This is a genomic window from Colwellia psychrerythraea, from assembly GCF_000764185.1.
GTDB classification, from domain to species: Bacteria; Pseudomonadota; Gammaproteobacteria; order Enterobacterales; family Alteromonadaceae; genus Colwellia; species Colwellia psychrerythraea_B.
The window spans coordinates 116,519-132,891 of record NZ_JQEC01000044.1 but is presented as its reverse complement, the minus strand read 5'-3'; the positions used below and the strand labels follow the sequence as shown (position 1 = coordinate 132,891).

At 39.0% G+C, this 16,373-nt stretch carries 14 protein-coding genes; 10 read left to right on the top strand and 4 right to left on the bottom strand.

All coding sequences use genetic code 11. The features are described 5' to 3' along the window. Nucleotides 1-325: 325 nt before the first annotated feature. The 9 genes from GAB14E_RS07065 to GAB14E_RS07105 all read left to right on the top strand — a co-directional run bounded on the left by GAB14E_RS07065 (nt 326) and on the right by GAB14E_RS07105 (nt 12,513). Nucleotides 326-841, top strand: coding sequence for an RHS repeat domain-containing protein (locus GAB14E_RS07065; RefSeq protein WP_033083275.1), 516 nt, complete (start codon nt 326-328; stop codon nt 839-841). Then, nucleotides 841-4,881 (top strand): RHS repeat domain-containing protein, encoded by a 4,041-nt coding sequence (locus tag GAB14E_RS07070; RefSeq protein WP_033083274.1) that lies wholly within the window; start codon nt 841-843, stop codon nt 4,879-4,881. The genes GAB14E_RS07065 and GAB14E_RS07070 overlap by 1 nt, the downstream gene beginning before the upstream one ends. Beyond that, nucleotides 4,875-5,438, top strand: a complete 564-nt coding sequence (locus GAB14E_RS07075) for a hypothetical protein (RefSeq protein ID WP_033083273.1) — start codon at nt 4,875-4,877, stop codon at nt 5,436-5,438. The genes GAB14E_RS07070 and GAB14E_RS07075 overlap by 7 nt, the downstream gene beginning before the upstream one ends. A 196-nt stretch (nt 5,439-5,634) precedes the next feature. After that, nucleotides 5,635-6,615 (top strand): transposase, encoded by a 981-nt coding sequence (locus GAB14E_RS07080; RefSeq protein WP_033083272.1) that lies wholly within the window; start codon nt 5,635-5,637, stop codon nt 6,613-6,615. Nucleotides 6,616-7,019: 404 nt separating this feature from the next. Continuing rightward, entirely contained in the window at nt 7,020-7,607 is a 588-nt protein-coding gene (locus tag GAB14E_RS07085) for a hypothetical protein (RefSeq protein ID WP_033083271.1), read from the top strand. A 353-nt stretch (nt 7,608-7,960) separates the two neighbouring features. Next, on the top strand, nt 7,961-8,974 hold the full coding sequence (gene dgcN, locus GAB14E_RS07090; RefSeq protein ID WP_033083270.1) for an N-acetyltransferase DgcN: 1,014 nt from the start codon (nt 7,961-7,963) through the stop codon (nt 8,972-8,974). Next, nucleotides 8,967-10,004 (top strand): N-acetyl-D-Glu racemase DgcA, encoded by a 1,038-nt coding sequence (dgcA, locus tag GAB14E_RS07095; protein ID WP_052093855.1) that lies wholly within the window; start codon nt 8,967-8,969, stop codon nt 10,002-10,004. Before dgcN ends, dgcA begins: the two co-directional genes overlap by 8 nt. Before the next feature lie 136 nt (nt 10,005-10,140). After that, complete coding sequence (locus GAB14E_RS07100; protein WP_156115760.1) at nt 10,141-11,142, top strand: isoaspartyl peptidase/L-asparaginase family protein; 1,002 nt, start codon at nt 10,141-10,143, stop codon at nt 11,140-11,142. A gap of 231 nt (nt 11,143-11,373) precedes the next feature. Continuing rightward, nucleotides 11,374-12,513, top strand: a complete 1,140-nt coding sequence (locus GAB14E_RS07105) for a serine hydrolase domain-containing protein (RefSeq protein WP_052093854.1) — start codon at nt 11,374-11,376, stop codon at nt 12,511-12,513. A 22-nt stretch (nt 12,514-12,535) separates the two neighbouring features. Here GAB14E_RS07105 and GAB14E_RS07110 read toward each other — a convergent pair whose 3' ends face one another. Continuing rightward, the gene (locus GAB14E_RS07110) at nt 12,536-13,420 is read right to left on the bottom strand and encodes a LysR family transcriptional regulator (RefSeq protein ID WP_033083268.1); all 885 of its coding nucleotides are present in this window, start codon (nt 13,418-13,420) and stop codon (nt 12,536-12,538) included. Nucleotides 13,421-13,600: 180 nt separating this feature from the next. On the opposite strand from GAB14E_RS07110, the gene GAB14E_RS07115 reads away from it, so the two are divergent. Beyond that, on the top strand, nt 13,601-14,206 hold the full coding sequence (locus tag GAB14E_RS07115) for a short chain dehydrogenase (RefSeq protein WP_033083267.1): 606 nt from the start codon (nt 13,601-13,603) through the stop codon (nt 14,204-14,206). Nucleotides 14,207-14,303: 97 nt separating this feature from the next. Here the strand turns inward: GAB14E_RS07115 and GAB14E_RS07120 are convergent, their stop codons facing one another. The 3 genes from GAB14E_RS07120 to GAB14E_RS0123245 all read right to left on the bottom strand — a co-directional run bounded on the left by GAB14E_RS07120 (nt 14,304) and on the right by GAB14E_RS0123245 (nt 16,287). Further along, complete coding sequence (locus GAB14E_RS07120) at nt 14,304-14,771, bottom strand: GNAT family N-acetyltransferase (protein ID WP_033083266.1); 468 nt, start codon at nt 14,769-14,771, stop codon at nt 14,304-14,306. Between the two features lie 85 nt (nt 14,772-14,856). Next, nucleotides 14,857-15,348, bottom strand: a complete 492-nt coding sequence (locus GAB14E_RS07125; RefSeq protein WP_033083265.1) for a protein disulfide oxidoreductase — start codon at nt 15,346-15,348, stop codon at nt 14,857-14,859. Nucleotides 15,349-15,516: 168 nt separating this feature from the next. Then, complete coding sequence (locus GAB14E_RS0123245; RefSeq protein ID WP_052093852.1) at nt 15,517-16,287, bottom strand: isochorismatase family protein; 771 nt, start codon at nt 16,285-16,287, stop codon at nt 15,517-15,519. Nucleotides 16,288-16,373: the final 86 nt, after the last annotated feature.

Genomic DNA, 16,373 nt, shown 5'->3' with positions numbered 1-16,373 from the left:
CCGGGGTGAAATTTAAGTCAAAAAAAGCGAAGAACGTTCTATCTCTTTCTATGCATCGCTGCTCACGTACGGTAATGCACCTATATTGGTGATGTTTAGAAAATATGCAGCTAAAAATTGATATATCCTGTTACTTGCCAGTGCAAACACTGGAAAATGATTAGTGTGCACATAGAACAGTGCAGCCCGCAGCGGAAATAAAAATTAAGTACATCCATCAATATTATAAATAAGTAACTTATACAATAACAATGAATTACCAGCCTATTAGTTAGTAATATATAGGGGGTATACCGATAAAATTAAGAAGCCAACAGGAACAATAATGAAAAAAAAATTAACTCTGGCTGCCTCTTTAGTGGGCTTTTTATGCTCATTACAAGCACAAGCTGACACAACATGGATCCCTATCGCTGTTGGTGATATCACCACTATTATTCCCTATACCCCAAGTACAATATTCTTGGCTCCTACCAATGCAAATCTTTCAACCGTTAATGGTGTGAGCACGTTAAGTTGGAGCAATGTTGAGCACGCCAGTAAATATGAAGTGCAAGCTCTTAATGCTCAAGGTCAATGGGTGACGATTACTACCACTGAAAACCTATTTTTAGTGCTAACGGGCAGTAATGCTAGTTATAGTTCTTTTCGAGTAATGGCCTGTAATTATAATTCTTGTGCAAGCACCGGTAGCTGGTCTTACATCATGAAACCTGTAACGTTAAAGTACAGTTACGATGCCAGAGGAAGATTAATAAAAGTATCTAACTCGGCTGGAGAAGAAACGAATTATGACTATGATGATGCCGGAAACAGGAAAACCGCAGGGAAAGCCAACTAATGATGAAAATAACAAATATTTTATGCCATAGCGTGCTGCTAAGCACATTACTTGCAACCAGTGTTGTCGCTGAAGATGGCGGATTACCACCAGGGCTATCAGAGCCAGAAAAACAAGTTGAGCTATTAAAGCCTTTAGCAATGAACAATGACATTAATTCAGTTGATCTACTGTCAGGAAAGTACTATCCAAATTTACCCGTTCTAAGTATTCCTGCAGCACCGAATCTGAGTCTCCACACGCTACAACAATTAGAGGCTAAGGTTGTAGGTATTGGTTACGACCAAGGCAATGAATCATATTCAGTGATTTTTGGTGGTAAAACCTCTGACAGTTTTAAGTGCTCAGCTAACAATTGTGAGCCAGTTGATACGAATGGCTCAACATTAACAGGTACAATATCAGCAGAAAGCAAAATTTATACCCAAGGTGGTACGGGTATTAAAGTAATTTATAATAAAAAAGCTTGGAATAATGTAATAGATGGTTCGACTAGGGCAGGTTGGTATGCATCAGTTATAATTTATCCAGACGGTGAAACTTTAAACTTCACTTATGATGTCGTAGTCTCTGCAGCACTTTTTGACTCATATCGACCAACAAAAATAATCTCAACCGTAGGCTATGAGATGCACATTGACTACCAGTCAGATGTGCATGCTACTATGGAATGGAGCCAAATAAACTCTGCCAAAATAATTAAAACAAGTTCGGGTCTTACTCAAGCAGTGCACACCTTTGGCTCAGGGCAGTTAACTGATAAAAACAGCCGAACATGGCAATACACAGGTTTTGACAGCAGTATATCAGGCGAAGATGATGCTAAAAGCTTCACTTTTAAACGACCGGGCGATTCAGTTAATAGTTTATCTGTATCATCAGCGAGCAGAGATTATGCTGGTAATACTCATAATAACTTTGTAACCAATGTTACCCGTGACGGGCAGTCTTTTAATTATGTCTATACCCCCAAGACAGGCACAGGGTATGATTCAAAGAAACAGTTTGTTCAAGTTAACATCACGGGACCAAAAGGTTACAGCCGTAAAGTCGAATTAGACGTCTATCCAGCGCCAAATCATAGACAATTTATTAGTAAGGACACCGATAGCTTAGGTAATACAACGCTCTACTCATTTGGTCAAACGAACCGTCTTGAGGGGATAGTATACCCCGAAGGAAACATGATAAGGATTGTTTATGACAGTGTGGGCAACATCATTTCAAAAAAGAATATAGCTAAGCCTAATTCAGGACTTGCAGATATTGAAGAAACGGCTAATTATGACTTAACATTATGCCCCAACTTAGGTTGTTTTCGTCCGACTTACACTACAGATGCTAAGGATGAACGGACTGACTATACGTTTCATTACCGTCATGGTGGCATGCTCACTAAAACTGAACCTGCTGCAAGAAACGGTATTCGCAGAGTAACCACAAATACATACGACAAAGTAAATGGTTTATACCGCTTAATGAAAGTCTCGGTTTGTGGTGGTTCGACGTGTGGCACCAAAGATGAACAAATTACCAAGTACCGCTATTGGGGTAATACTAAACTTCCTGATATGGTTACTAAAACCAACGGTAAAGGTAGTGAAAGTCAGGTAACAACCTATGACTATTTTGACGATGGCTCTTTAAAGTCAGTAGATGGCTCATTAGCAGGTACAAGCGATAAACTATTTTATCATTATGATGAATCTGGTCGTAGAACTTGGGACATAGGTGCTATTAATCAACAAGGTTATCGTGCTGCCACTCATACAATATACCGTGAACAAGATAACCAAGTACTGACGAGTCAAAGCGGTACTGTAAATTCTGCTGCGGATATTGCCAGCATTAATGTGAATAGCGTTATTAATAATACCTATAACGACCATGGCTTGGTTATTAAAACCACAGCTGGCACAAGTAGCAAAATTGACAGCCTGTCGGAAGTCTCTTACGACAGTGCCAATAGAGTTGAGTGTAAGGTCATCCGTATGAATCCGGAAATCTATAATAGCTTATCTAGCTCAGCTTGTAGCTTAGACAAAGGAGGGGACTATGGCCCAGACCGCATCAGTATTAATAGTTATGATAGCTTATCGCGCTTAACCAAAACGATTTCAGGCCATGCCACTACCGCAGCTGGCATTGATATTGAAATAGGTTATACCCCTAACGGACAAGTGTATTGGCGCAAAGATGGCAATGGCAACAAAACCGAATATCAATACGATGATCTAGACAGGTTAGAGAAAACTACTTTCCCTGATACTAGTTATGAGGAAAACACCTATGATGCTAATAGTAATTTAGAAACGTGGCGTAAGCGTGATGGTATCACCTTAACTCACCATTATGATGCCATTAATGCGAAATATAGTACCTTAGTACCAGGGGAAGACAGCTTACTGTTTGATTATGATGCTATCGGTCGACAAACCTCAGTGAAAAGAGGCTCAGATACTGTAGCTTACACTTATGATGGTTTAAGTCGTTTAAAAACAAGTACCTCAAATGCACGCACCTTAACCTATGATTATGATGCTGCTGGTCGTCGCGAAAAACTGATCCATGATGATGGTTTTAATATTCATTATGTTTATGACGCCACCAGTGCCTTAACTGCGATTAAAGAAAATAATACGACCTCTTTAGTTAACTACGGTTATAACAATTTAGGCCGATTAACCTCGATGTCTCGCAATAACGGTGTAACGTCATCGATAAGCCAAGATACACTTGGCCGTGTCACTGACTTTAACCATAACTTAATTAATAATTCCAACTTTACTTACAATGCTGCTAGCCAAATTGTTAGCCGAGAAGTCAGTAATAATAGTTTTCAAATTAATATTCCTAGCCAAAGCACACAAGTGTATGACGTTAATAATTTAAACCAATATACCAATGTAGGTGGTAAGAGTATTGATCATGACTTAACGGGTAATTTAACTAACTATGATGGTTGGACCTATAATTTTAATGTCCATAATAGGCTAACCTCCGCTGCAAAAAGTGGCACGGCGTTAAGTTTGGCTTACGACCCTACTGGGCGTTTACAAAGCTCTACCCTGAATGGCAGCAAAACCAGCTTCTTGTATGATGGTGATGAATTAGTTGCTGAATATAACAGTAGTGGTACCTTAATTAACCGTTATGTGCACGGTATAGGCACTGATGATCCTTTGGTATGGTATGTTGGCTCAGGCACAACGACCCCGACCTATTTACTCGCCAATGAACGCGGTTCAATTATTGCCGAAACAGGCAATAACGGCACTATTAGTACCACACACAAATATGGACCTTTTGGTGAGCCGATCAATAGTAGTACTTCGCGCTTTAGATATACTGGCCAGATTTTGTTACCGGGCACCGAGTTATACTATTACAAAGCACGGATTTATCATCCAAAGTTAGGGCGGTTTATGCAGACTGATCCTATTGGTTACGGCGATGGCATGAACTGGTATGCTTATGTTGGGAATGATCCGGTTAATGCGATAGACCCTAGTGGTAAAATTGCAACGCTACCTTTAGCTGTTTTTGGCGGAATTGTTGGTGCTATTGGAGGAGCTGTACAATCAGCCCTAACAAACCCTGGAGATTATGGAGCTATGGCAAAATCTGCTGCTATTGGTGGAGGAATAGGTTTTGTTGGCGGTTTGACTGCTGGAACAAGTTTAGCGGGAGCAAGTGGTGCTGCTGTATTAAAAACAACGGTTCAAATGTCAGCTAAAGAAAGTATTAAAACAATGGCTAAATCTGGTGCAACTACAGGAATTGCATCTGGTGGTGGTAATCTAGGTGCACAGTTAGTTTCAAATGATGGAGATCTATCTCAAGTTGATATTCCACAAGTTGCTACTTCTGCAGCAATTGGTACATTAATAGGTGCTGCTGGTGGTGGTATAGTCGCAGCAGGAGGAGAAACTTTAGCAACTCAAGCTGCAGCAATGGTCACAACAGAAGCTCTAAATGCTCCTGTGCAGGCAGCAGTTTCTCAACCTTCGTCTAAATGTCAAGGACAAAATAAATGTTAATAGATAGTAGGGGGAAGTCAAATAAATTACTTGAATTCCTTTCTGATTGGGGAACTGTGTTAATTCTAATATATTTTGTATCCACCGCTTTGCTAGGGACATCATATGAACATATGCATAATCAACAATACATCTATACAGCTATTTACCTTGGTCCAGTTATAGGTATAGGTATAGGTTATTTAGCTTTTTATAGATTTCAGTTTCAAACTAAATTGAGTCAAAAACTGGCAATAATTTCAGGTGCTGTATTTGCTTGGTTTGCTATATGTCTTGGAACGGCTGGATTAGTGGCCACAATTAACTCTAATCTTGGTTCTCAAGAAAAACATTGCATCAACGGTAGTGTGATTGATAAATGGAAAAACTCTGGGTTTATAGGTAATTCTTATAACTTAAAAATCAAGAAAACAAAATCGGGAGATGAAATTTCTTTAGATGCGAGTGCCACAGAATATAATAGTTATAATTTGGGTGCTAGTTATCGGGTTTGTTGGATTAAAGGCTCTCTAGATCTAATATACCGGAATAAGAAAAATTTATTAGGCCACCCATAATAAGTTTGGCATATTTAGATCACTAAACAAACTTATTAGGCCACCCATAATAACTTTGGCATATTTAGATCACTAAACTAAGCTTAATTTACTTTTGTTAAGTTTGGTTAAACTTATTAGGCCACCCATAATAAGTTTGGCATATTTAGATCACTAAACTAAGCTTAATTTACTTTTGTTAAGTTTGGTGATTGATATGCCGAAGCCTCGTTCACAACAAATTAGTTTATTAGATACGCCTTATTATCACATTTGCAGCCGCACAGTACGAAAGGCTTTTTTATGTGGAACAGATAAGGAGACCGGTGTCAGTTTTGAACATAGGCGGACATGGATTGAAAAACGTATTTTTCAGCTGTCAGACGTATTTTCTATCGATGTTTGTGCCTACGCTGTAATGCATAATCACTTACATCTCGTGTTACATGTGAATACAGAGCAAATGAGAAGCTGGTCAACTGAGGAGATACTTAATCGTTGGCATCAGTTGTACAAGGGGACATTATTGACTAAAAAATATTCCAATAAACAACCGCTTGATAAATTTCAACTGGCTATGGTTGAAAGCACGGCAAATATTTACAAAGAACGATTAATGGATATTAGCTGGTTTATGCGCTCATTAAATGAGCCGATAGCTCGACAAGCTAACCGAGAAGATAACTGCACCGGCCACTTTTGGGAAGGACGCTTTAAGTCACAGGCATTACTTGATGAGGGTGCCTTGCTGTCGTGCATGGCTTATGTTGATTTAAACCCCGTACGAGCAGCTATTGCTCCAACCCCCGAGCAGTCTGACTTTACCAGTGTTCAACTGCGTATCAAAGCGGCGATTAAAGGTGAGCAGCCCACTTCGTTACTACCCTTTTCGGGTAATGAACATCAACAAAAAACAACGGGTATTCGTTTTAGTTTACATGACTACTTAACACTGGTTGATGAAACCGGGCGTATTCTGCGTGACGATAAACGAGGTACTATCAAGAGTAAGACAAAAAACATTCTAGCAAGGTTACACATCAGTGATGAAAGCTGGTTAAAACTTACTACCGAGTTTGAATGTATCTTCACAGGCGCCGTAGGTACAGCTGAGCATTTAAGTGAATTTAGTGGGCATGTTGGCTTGCAACGTACACATGGTATAGCCAATGCTCAAGCCTGTTTGAATAGCACCTAACAAAACATCTATTTACCCCGCGATTTAACGTTATTTTAGAATTACGGTTTTAGCTCGGCTAAAATTACAATAAGTGATTTGCCATTATTACTTTGCTTTGTATGTAATAATCATGGGTGGCATTGTTACGTGTTACTGACAAGTATCAGTAATAACCCGCATCACCATTTGCTTAGCCTGTAACCTGTTGATATTTATCTTATTGCATTTGATTCTATTTTGGAAATTATTGAAACTTCTCAGTAGCTTCCAAGTATTTACAAAAAAAAATCACTTTTAGTTCCTAATATATTGAAATTATGACATATTACTGCGAATTAAATCAGGTTTATGGAGCTGACATTACTGAGAAGCCTCCATAATAAGCGTGATATTTATATTCAAGGTCTGGAGACTGTTTCAAAATGAAAATAATTTTATTGAGCCTAGCTATTATTGCTTTAACTGGTTGTGCAACTAATCAATATTTACAACCAATCCCAAGCGTGGATAATGCAAAACTGCGTTTTGTTTCTATTCCAAGTAATAATAACTTTGTAAGTGAGGGTAGCGTAAAAGAATGCATACCTAATGGTAACTCTACTGAGGAGCTAGCTTATATCGTTACGCTTGGCTTTAAAGCAAATTTAGTTCGTAGTCTAAACCGTATAGATATGCCTGCATACAATAATGAAGTCAGTGACTCTCATCAAAATGAAGTATACATTCCAGCAGGCAATAAATTTTTCTTTCAATTTAATGGCGTAGGAATAAGCGGTTTCGCTCCTGGTCAAAGTGATTCAGGTGGGGTCTTATATTCTTGGTGTCGTAAAGCGATATCTTTTGTACCTACGGCGAATTCTAATTATGAAGCTGTATATGATTATGTCGAATTACCTAATGGGAAAGAAACTTGTGGTGTAAAACTCTTTGAAATAGTAGAACAAAGTTCTGAAACGTACTCAAAAGTAGAAGTTGAAGATTATAAAATTATAGAGAATTACTGTAAATAAATATAGTAAACATGGATAGGTTGCGCGCAGCCGCAACTTTATCCTGTTGTTGGGCAAGTCCGATTGCTTGGCATACGCTATGTAATAGCTAATGTCTCCTGTGTGTTTTAAAGTCTCTTTCGTGGTATTCGTAAGCCTTCACAGCACTATCAAACCTCATAAGTAACCTATTTCACATCATGCTCAGGCATAGTTTTTGTCATTAGGTTTAAGCCATAGCTTTTTGGCATACAGATCATATTCTTTTCATAACCATGTTTTAACCTAAATAGCTTAAGATAAATTCACTGTTTTGGTCAGCGACTAAATACCGAATAACATAGGTATGAGCTGCTTAGTTTGTGGAATTTATTATGCAATTTAACCCGCCTTTTTTACTCTATCTTGGTGATGCCAACAAGCCCTTGGCGATAAAAACTTCTCGCGGCATTGCGGATTGGCGGCCTGAACTTTGTTTAGGTGAATGTGCGCATGCAGATAATATCTTAACCCTAGGTTTAGAAAAATTGACGCCTAAAGAGGCTAAAAGCCTTGGCGCAAAAACCTTTGTTGTTGGTTTAGCCAATAGCGGCGGTATTATTGATGCAAGTTGGGTTGATGACATTGTAGATGCCCTAGCGCAAGGTTTAGATATTGCCTGTGGTTTACATCAAAAGTTAAGCGATATCCCTAGCATTGCTCAAGCTGCTAAGTTACATGGTGGTCAGCTAATTGATTTACGTCACCAAATTCCAGAAGTTCCTATTGGCAATGGCCAAAAACGCAGTGGTAAGCGCATTTTAACCGTGGGCACTGACTGCTCTGTCGGTAAGATGTACACCTCTTTGGCAATTGAACGTGAAATGCAAAAACAGGACTTTGATGCCCATTTTAAAGCCACAGGTCAAAGTGGTTTGTTGCTGGCCAGTAATGGTATTTGTATTGATGCAGTGGTGGCTGATTTTATTGCTGGTGCGGTGGAGTTAATTTCACCTGCTGCCGATGAGAATCATTGGGACATTATTGAAGGGCAAGGCTCATTGTTTAACCCTTCCTATGCAGGGGTGAGTGCCGGTTTGTTACATGGTGCGCAAGCTGATTATTTGGTGATGTGTCATGAAGCAGGTCGAGTAGATATTAAGGATGTACCCAATTATAAAATTCCTGATCTGAAGAACTGCATTGAACAAAATTTAATGATGGCGCGATTAACGAATCCCAAGGTTCAGCTTGCTGGCATATCACTTAATTGTCGTGTTGTTGGTGAAGAGCAAGGTCGGACGCAGATGAAACTACTTGAACAAGAGTTTGGCGTACCTTGCTTTGATCCCATGATAACCGGCTGTGCAAATTTGGTTAGCCACCTAAAGGCTATTGAAGATGAGTAAAGTAGCTTTAATAGTAAATGGTAAGGCTAAAATTAGCCTTACTGTTACACGTGAAACATGGCCACTGGCAAAACCATTTGTTATTGCCCGTGGTAGCCGTATTGAAACTGAAGTGGTAAAAGTTACCCTAAATCAGGATTATTTCTCTGGCTCGGGCGAGTCAGTACCCACAGCGCGATTTGGTGAAGATGTCGCGACGGTTATTGCTCAAATTCAGTCAGTAGCAACTAAGTTAGCCGATTGTAGTGAAGATCTAGATAATTGCCGTAAACAACTGCAGCAATGGTTGCCTGCGGGCTCGGCTCGAAACGCTCTTGACAGTGCCTTGTGGGATTTGAACGCAAAAATTAAACAAATCTCGGTTAGTGAACAGCTCAATTTTGTTGAACCAAAAAATATCATTACAGTACAAACCATTAGCATAGACAGCCCAGAAAATATGGGTAAAGCGGCAGCTTTATTACAGGATTTTCCACTATTAAAAATAAAGCTAAACCAAGAACTCATCATAGAGAGACTTAACGCTGTGCATGCAAATGCACCCAAAGCTAAGTTACTGATTGATGCCAATGAAAGCTGGGATATCGAACTGCTCGAATATGTGGATAAATCAGTTAAATATTTACCTATTCTGCTTATTGAGCAACCGTTAAAAGCCGGCGAAGATGGAATATTGAAAGGAAGAAATTTCTCGCTGCCTATTGGCGCGGATGAGTCTTGTCATACTTGTGCGGATATTGCCTATCTTGCAGATAGGTATGATGTGATCAATATTAAACTTGATAAAACTGGTGGCCTGACCGAAGGTGTAAAGCTTGCCAAATTGGCTAAAGCACATAGCTTGCAGGTTATGGTTGGCTGTATGGTTGGCACCTCACTGTCTATGGCACCAGGTTTAGTCTTGGCAACTCAGGCAAGTTATGTTGATCTAGATGCTCCTTTGTTAATTAAGGCAGATAGACCTTTTGGTTTGCAAATAAATAAGGGTAATATCAGTGGTTTACCCACTGAACTTTGGGGGCATTGTTAATGCCCAACAAACTATGGATTATTTAATAGCAGATAATAACTTTATAAAAACAAATACACTCATATAAAAATAACAACTAAAGGAACTCATTTTGTCAAAACTTAACTTACCTCTTGCTGCCTCGATAGCCGCGTTAATGATGTTATCGTCTACTGCCGCTTTAGCACATGCAACAGAAAAACCTTTTGCTATCGCTATCCATGGTGGTGCTGGCACTATTCAAAAAGCAAAATTTACCCCTGAACGTGAAAAAGCTTATCGCGCTAAATTAGCAGAGGCGGTGGAAGCGGGTTATGCAGTACTTGATAAAGGTGGCGAAAGCTTAGATGCAGTAACAGCAGCTATTAATGTCTTAGAAAATTCGCCATTTTTTAATGCCGGAAAGGGCGCCGTTTATACCCATAACGAGACCCATGAAATGGATGCCTCAATTATGGACGGCAAAAACCGTCAAGCAGGTGCTGTTGCAGGTGTTAAACATATTGAAAACCCAATTAACCTAGCTAAGTTAGTGATGGAAGAATCAGTTCATGTGATGTTAAGCGGTGATGGCGCAGAAGAGTTTGCCAGAAAACAAGGTGTAACCTTAGTTGATAACAATATTTTTGATACTGAAGGTCGTTATAAATCACTGTTACGTGCGAAAGCCAAAATGGAAAAAGCAGAAAAAGAGCTAAAAGATTATCAAGCCGCTCATCAAAGCTTAGATACTGAATACAAAGTCGGTACGGTTGGTGCAGTAGCCTTAGATAAAATGGGCAATATTGCTGCTGGAACTAGCACTGGCGGCATGACTAATAAACGTTTTGGCCGTATTGGTGACTCTCCTGTTATTGGCGCTGGTACTTTTGCTGAAAATGAATCCTGCGCGGTATCAGCAACAGGTCATGGTGAATATTTTATTCGTTATAATGTTGCTGCCGATATTTGTGCACGTGTTAAGTACCAAGGTAAGTCAATTGAGCAAGCAGGTAATGAAGTTATTCATGACGTGTTACTGCCTGTAGGAGGCACGGGTGGTGTTATCATTATTGATACTAAAGGAAATATGAGTCTGCCTTTCAATACTAAAGGCATGTATCGAGCGACTAAATCAAATACTACGCCAACCTACGTAGCGATATTTAAAGACGAGTGAGCCAGTATAGTTTTCTTTGTTGGTTAATTTAAAATAAAGTACCTCAGGGTGTTTTATTCATTTCTGCAACTCAGAAAGATCTTGTTACTATATGAAATGAAAAACAGCAGTGGTTAAATTGCTGTTTTTTCTTTTAAGTATTAGGATGTTTTTTCATTAAATTTATACCAATTCCAATAAGTTTCTTCCCACTCAGAACTAATGGACTTGGTATTACTAGAAGGATCTTTCATGCGTACTATTTCAACCTTGGCTGCTTTATCGCTATATGCCATTACGTTACCTCTACTTGCTAAACCAAGTAATGAGCAATTTGTCGAAAAAATAGAAACTGTTTTTGCTAATAAGTTTGCGGCCAATGCTCCTGGCTGTTCGGTAGGTGTTATACAAGACCATCAATTGATTTTTGCCAAAGGTTACGGTTTGGCGAACTTAGAACATAACATTCCACTTTCGGCCGATTCAGTGTTTAGAATGGCATCTGTTTCTAAACAATTTACTGCAACCGCAGTATTGTTATTAGCCGATGAAGGTTTGATTGATCTGCAAGAAGATATTCGTAGCTACTTACCAGAATTAGCTGATTACGGCTCAAAAGTAACAGTGAATGCTATGTTAGGGCACTTTGCTGGCATGGGGGATTACGACATGGTCGGTGATTCCTATGAAGGCAAGGCAAAAGGTCAACAAAACAGTTTGAAGTCTGCTGCTGGCGGTGAATTTCGCTTAGGCAATGAAGACTACCTTTCCATTGATGAGTTTTATCAAATTGTTAAAAAGCTACCTTTAAAACGTAAACCAGACACTAAAATGGAATACAGCAATTTTGCTTATTTCTTGTTATCCATGTTGGTTGAAGAGAAGAGTGGCATGACCTTAAGAGAATACTCTGAAAAGAATATTTTCAAACCTCTAGGTATGCAACATACCTTTTTTAGTGATGACGCCAATGAAATTGTTAAAAACAGAGCTTCAGGATACGCACCATTAAAAGAGGGTGGCTATGAAACCAATATGACTAATCTATTTTGGGTTGGTGATGGCGGTTTACATACCAGCATCACTGAATTACTACTTTGGGACCAACAATTTTACAGCCCTAAACTAGGTAAGAACCCGCAAGAGTTTCTTAAAAAAATGCTGACCCCTAATAGCAAACATGAACTCCGTGGGAATTTGTATGCTAATGGCCAATTTGTAAAGTCCATGGATAAAATTACCAAGTACTCTCATTCGGGCGGTTGGTTAGGTACCTCAACGTATTATGCAAGAATACCTGAAGAAAAGCTGTCAGTCGCAGTGCTGTGTAATGATGTTAGCCAAAACCCTGGTAAATATAGTAAACAAATATTAGATAGCTATTTAAACTAGTCTCTAAGTCTAACAAATATCATTACTCAACCTCGAGTAATGATATAACCCACTGCTGCAAAGCATCGTCATTGTATCTAGGATGCCAAGCGGCAATAACATCAAATTTATCCGGTGATTGTTCAAGGCCGATCTCCACTAAATCTAGTCCTTTAATGGCTCTTGAGGGTAAGAATGCAATTGAATCTGTGGTTTCGAGGTACATAGGCACAATCGAGAAACACGGTGCTGAGACAACAATGTTACGTTTTAAACCAAATTTTTTGAACCAGTCATCAATCGAACCTTTAAAGTTTGGCCTTGAAGGTGAGGCAATTATACTGGGGTAACGGGCAATATTAGCTAACGTGGGGTTAGTATTAGCGATAGATGAATTCGGTGATGCCACACAAATATGTCGCTCTTCAAACAGCTTTAAAATTGGGTAACTATCAGGAATATAATCAGGAAAGGCTATAGCTAAATTTACTTTGCCACTTTCCATTAAATCATGCAGTTTATCAATTTCAAAATCTCTAACTATAAGTTTTAAATGTGGTGATTCTTGTCGTAAAGTTGCAACTAATTGCGGTAACACTACCTGCTGTGCATAATCTGTGGCGGCAATAACAAAAGTACCGTCTATGGTTTTTGGGTCAAAGGTACTGGGAGATAACAACGCCTTAAAATCATTTAAAAGCTTATCAACATTGTGTGATAACTTTTCTGCAAATGGTGTTGGCAGGAAACCATTTGTTTTCCTCAGAAATAATCGGTCATCAAAAACATCACGTAACTTTTTTAAGTGTTCACTTACTGCTTGTTGAGTTAACCCCAGTTGATTAGCGGCTTTTGAGGCGTTTTTTTCACGGATTAGCGCCTGAAAAACCCTTAACTGTTTTATGTCTAATCTATCTAACTTACTCATCAATGTTCACCGGCTTATCTACGATTATCGTTCAATCTACCGCTAAACCTTCGCTATAACAAGAAAACCTTGTATCACTAACAATTAAGCTTTGTTTTTAATTGTTTTGTTAGCTCAGTAAACTCTGTTCATCAAGTCGAAACACTTTCGACAAACAAACCAACAGAAATGGAGCAGACAATGAAAACAGTTATTTTAATCGGTGCATTAGGAAAAATGGGTCAAGCAGCATTAACAGGTTTAGGTAACCATAACGTGATAACCGCGGGTCGCTCAGGCGATGTTGATCATATTGTTGATATTACTAGTGAACAATCAATTCGTGCTTTATATAAAAAAGTGGGTCACTTTGATGCGGTGGTAAATACAGTAGGATTTTGTGAATATGCCAATTTTACTGAAATGAGCGAAGCCCAATGGCTGACTACTATCATGAGCAAAATGATGGGACAGATAAACTTAGTGCGTATAGGTCAAGAGCATATTGCCGATAGCGGTTCGTTTACCTTAATCAGTGGTATTTTGAATAAAAAGCCTATTCCATTCGCCATTGCCGATGCCACCACCAGTGGCGCTATTGATACTTTTGTAAAATGTGTCTCGTTAGAGATGCCAAGAAATATTCGAATCAATGTAGTGAACCCAACGGTATTAGCTGAAGCATGGGAGGTTTATGGCGAAATGATGCCAGGATTTCAGCCTGTGCCAGGAACGTTAGTTGGTAAAGCGTTTGAGCGTTCAGTGGATGGTTTTATCACCGGTGAAGTGATCGTAGTAGATGCTTAATTTGTTAACTCATTAATAATTAATTTTCACGATTATGATATTAAAAAGGCCAGTGTCATAACTGGCCTTTTTCTAAATAGAATAACCTCCATATGGATTAAAGTTTTTTAATCATATGAAGGGTTTCTGACTCAAAACCTAGATTCTGATAGAAGCCTAGTGCTTTATTGTTATTAGCAAAAACTTCCAGGTGTAATAAGCGATAACCTTGCTGTTTAGCCCATTGCTCAGCTGCTGTAATTAACGCTTTACCTACGCCTAAACCTTGTGCTTTTGGTGATACACCAAGCAAGGGCACAGTGCCGCATGCTTCATTTGATATTTCATCTTTATGTGCACGAGTATGAATAAAGCCCAGCGCAATCTCGTTTTGCTCGGCAATGAAGGTAGCTTGCAGTGGTGATGAGTTAGCGAATACCTCAGCAAAATAATCATCATGCATCTTTTGTAGTGTTTTATCGCTATGCCATGATAAAGCGGCCACTTCAGCTAAACGTGGTGACAGTCCAAAAATGAACTGACGATCAGTGTCTTTAGCTGGACGAATAATTAAATCTTTGTTCATGTTATTCCTTTAGTCATTATTACTTTGGGCTAAATATAACCCCTTGTTAATATCTTCACACTCTATCTATGATAATTAGTTCAACTTACCAACTAGCCCAAGCAATGCGCCACCATAAGCCAAGTAAACTGACATAACCTGTGGTGAAGTTAACAAGCTCTCCTTGGTCAATCACCATCACTAAAGGTGTTACTTGCACACCCAAAGATTTCGCTATGGCATTGTCATTATCGTTGATGACTTGAAATTGATACTCTTCTGAATTCATATAGGCCTGTAAAGTCTCATTATCACCCGATTGCATGGCAATACTATAAGTTGGGTAATACTGTGAAATAGTATCAACCGAAGGACTTACCACGGAACAAACAGGGCACCAAGTTCCCCAAAAGTACACTAGAACAGGCTGCTCAAAGCTTAACGCTTTTAAATCAATGGTCTGGTTATTAATTGTCAGCCCTTGTAGTTCGGGCAGTGCTTGTCGATCAATATCTTTAGTTCGCCAAGTATCAACCGCAAAGCTCATGATAAGAAAGATCACGCCAAAAATAGCGATTTGTTTTAACCAAGACTTCATTTATTGAATATTCTTTGTTGAGTTATTTTATTTATATCTCCATCTTAAATAAATGCAAGGATGTAGTCTTTTTAAATTTGTAACTGAACAATTGAGAAAGGCTCGATAAATTAATATCGAGCCTTTTCTTTCATAACGGCGAAGCGGTGAATATTACTTTTAAAATTCTTATTTCCAAGGTTTATTGGGATCCATCTTGAACAAGTATTCCATAAATATACGTGTTACTGGCCCTGCGGTATCAGTACGCGCATGGTCACGTTGTAATTCAGCTGGCACAACATTCCAAGTAATACGTTCAACGCCCGCTTGTTCCATTCTGCGCATACCGTTGTCATGACTCAATTGGGTAATACTGCCAACTGTATCTTCAGGTACATAAACATCGTAACCATTCATTTCAGCTTCAATAGCTGGGTAGGCTAAACAAACATCGGTCCATAAACCGGCCATTATCAGTTTTTTACGACCTGTGGCTGCAACGGCTTTAACAAATTCAGGTTCTTCCCAAGCATTAACATTAGTCCGGTCGATAAAAACAGCGTTAGGCGCAAGTTTTCTTAGTTCTTCAATCATAGGTTGTGAGCCATTTAAGCCAACACCCACATGGGAGAAAATTATTGGTAAGTCATACATTACCGCTGTTTTTATCAAACCAGTCATATTATTGATTAGTTCTTCATGGTCAATATTACGCACGCCCATTAAAATATGTGGTTGGTAATCAATTAATATCAGTGCTGAATTTTCTGGCGATAAAAAAGGGTCTTCATTGGCTGCGCGTTTTGGTGTGCCTTGATAACCATCGGGGTAAGTTGCTACGCCGTTAACGGTTTTAATATCTGTGGCTTGAGTTGTCATCGAGCCTAAGGTTGAGGTTAGAGCAACAGCTAAAGTAAGTACGGGCGCTAATGCTTTCATAGCTTTCATTGGTTTCATAATTATCTCTATTTTTTAGTAGAAGTTAAAATAACTTGTTTGCTTTAGCCAAATGCATCGGCTAACGGGTGAAACAAATGTTATTT

Coding starts and splice junctions, on each gene's coding strand:
- GAB14E_RS07065 (WP_033083275.1), top strand. CDS start 326: ATGAAAAAAAAATTAACTCTGGCTGCCTCTTTAGTGGGCTTTTTATGC.
- GAB14E_RS07070 (WP_033083274.1), top strand. CDS start 841: ATGATGAAAATAACAAATATTTTATGCCATAGCGTGCTGCTAAGCACA.
- GAB14E_RS07075 (WP_033083273.1), top strand. CDS start 4,875: ATGTTAATAGATAGTAGGGGGAAGTCAAATAAATTACTTGAATTCCTT.
- GAB14E_RS07080 (WP_033083272.1), top strand. CDS start 5,635: ATGCCGAAGCCTCGTTCACAACAAATTAGTTTATTAGATACGCCTTAT.
- GAB14E_RS07085 (WP_033083271.1), top strand. CDS start 7,020: ATGAAAATAATTTTATTGAGCCTAGCTATTATTGCTTTAACTGGTTGT.
- dgcN (WP_033083270.1), top strand. CDS start 7,961: ATGCAATTTAACCCGCCTTTTTTACTCTATCTTGGTGATGCCAACAAG.
- dgcA (WP_052093855.1), top strand. CDS start 8,967: ATGAGTAAAGTAGCTTTAATAGTAAATGGTAAGGCTAAAATTAGCCTT.
- GAB14E_RS07100 (WP_156115760.1), top strand. CDS start 10,141: ATGATGTTATCGTCTACTGCCGCTTTAGCACATGCAACAGAAAAACCT.
- GAB14E_RS07105 (WP_052093854.1), top strand. CDS start 11,374: ATGCGTACTATTTCAACCTTGGCTGCTTTATCGCTATATGCCATTACG.
- GAB14E_RS07110 (WP_033083268.1), bottom strand. CDS start 13,420: ATGAGTAAGTTAGATAGATTAGACATAAAACAGTTAAGGGTTTTTCAG.
- GAB14E_RS07115 (WP_033083267.1), top strand. CDS start 13,601: ATGAAAACAGTTATTTTAATCGGTGCATTAGGAAAAATGGGTCAAGCA.
- GAB14E_RS07120 (WP_033083266.1), bottom strand. CDS start 14,771: ATGAACAAAGATTTAATTATTCGTCCAGCTAAAGACACTGATCGTCAG.
- GAB14E_RS07125 (WP_033083265.1), bottom strand. CDS start 15,348: ATGAAGTCTTGGTTAAAACAAATCGCTATTTTTGGCGTGATCTTTCTT.
- GAB14E_RS0123245 (WP_052093852.1), bottom strand. CDS start 16,287: ATGAAACCAATGAAAGCTATGAAAGCATTAGCGCCCGTACTTACTTTA.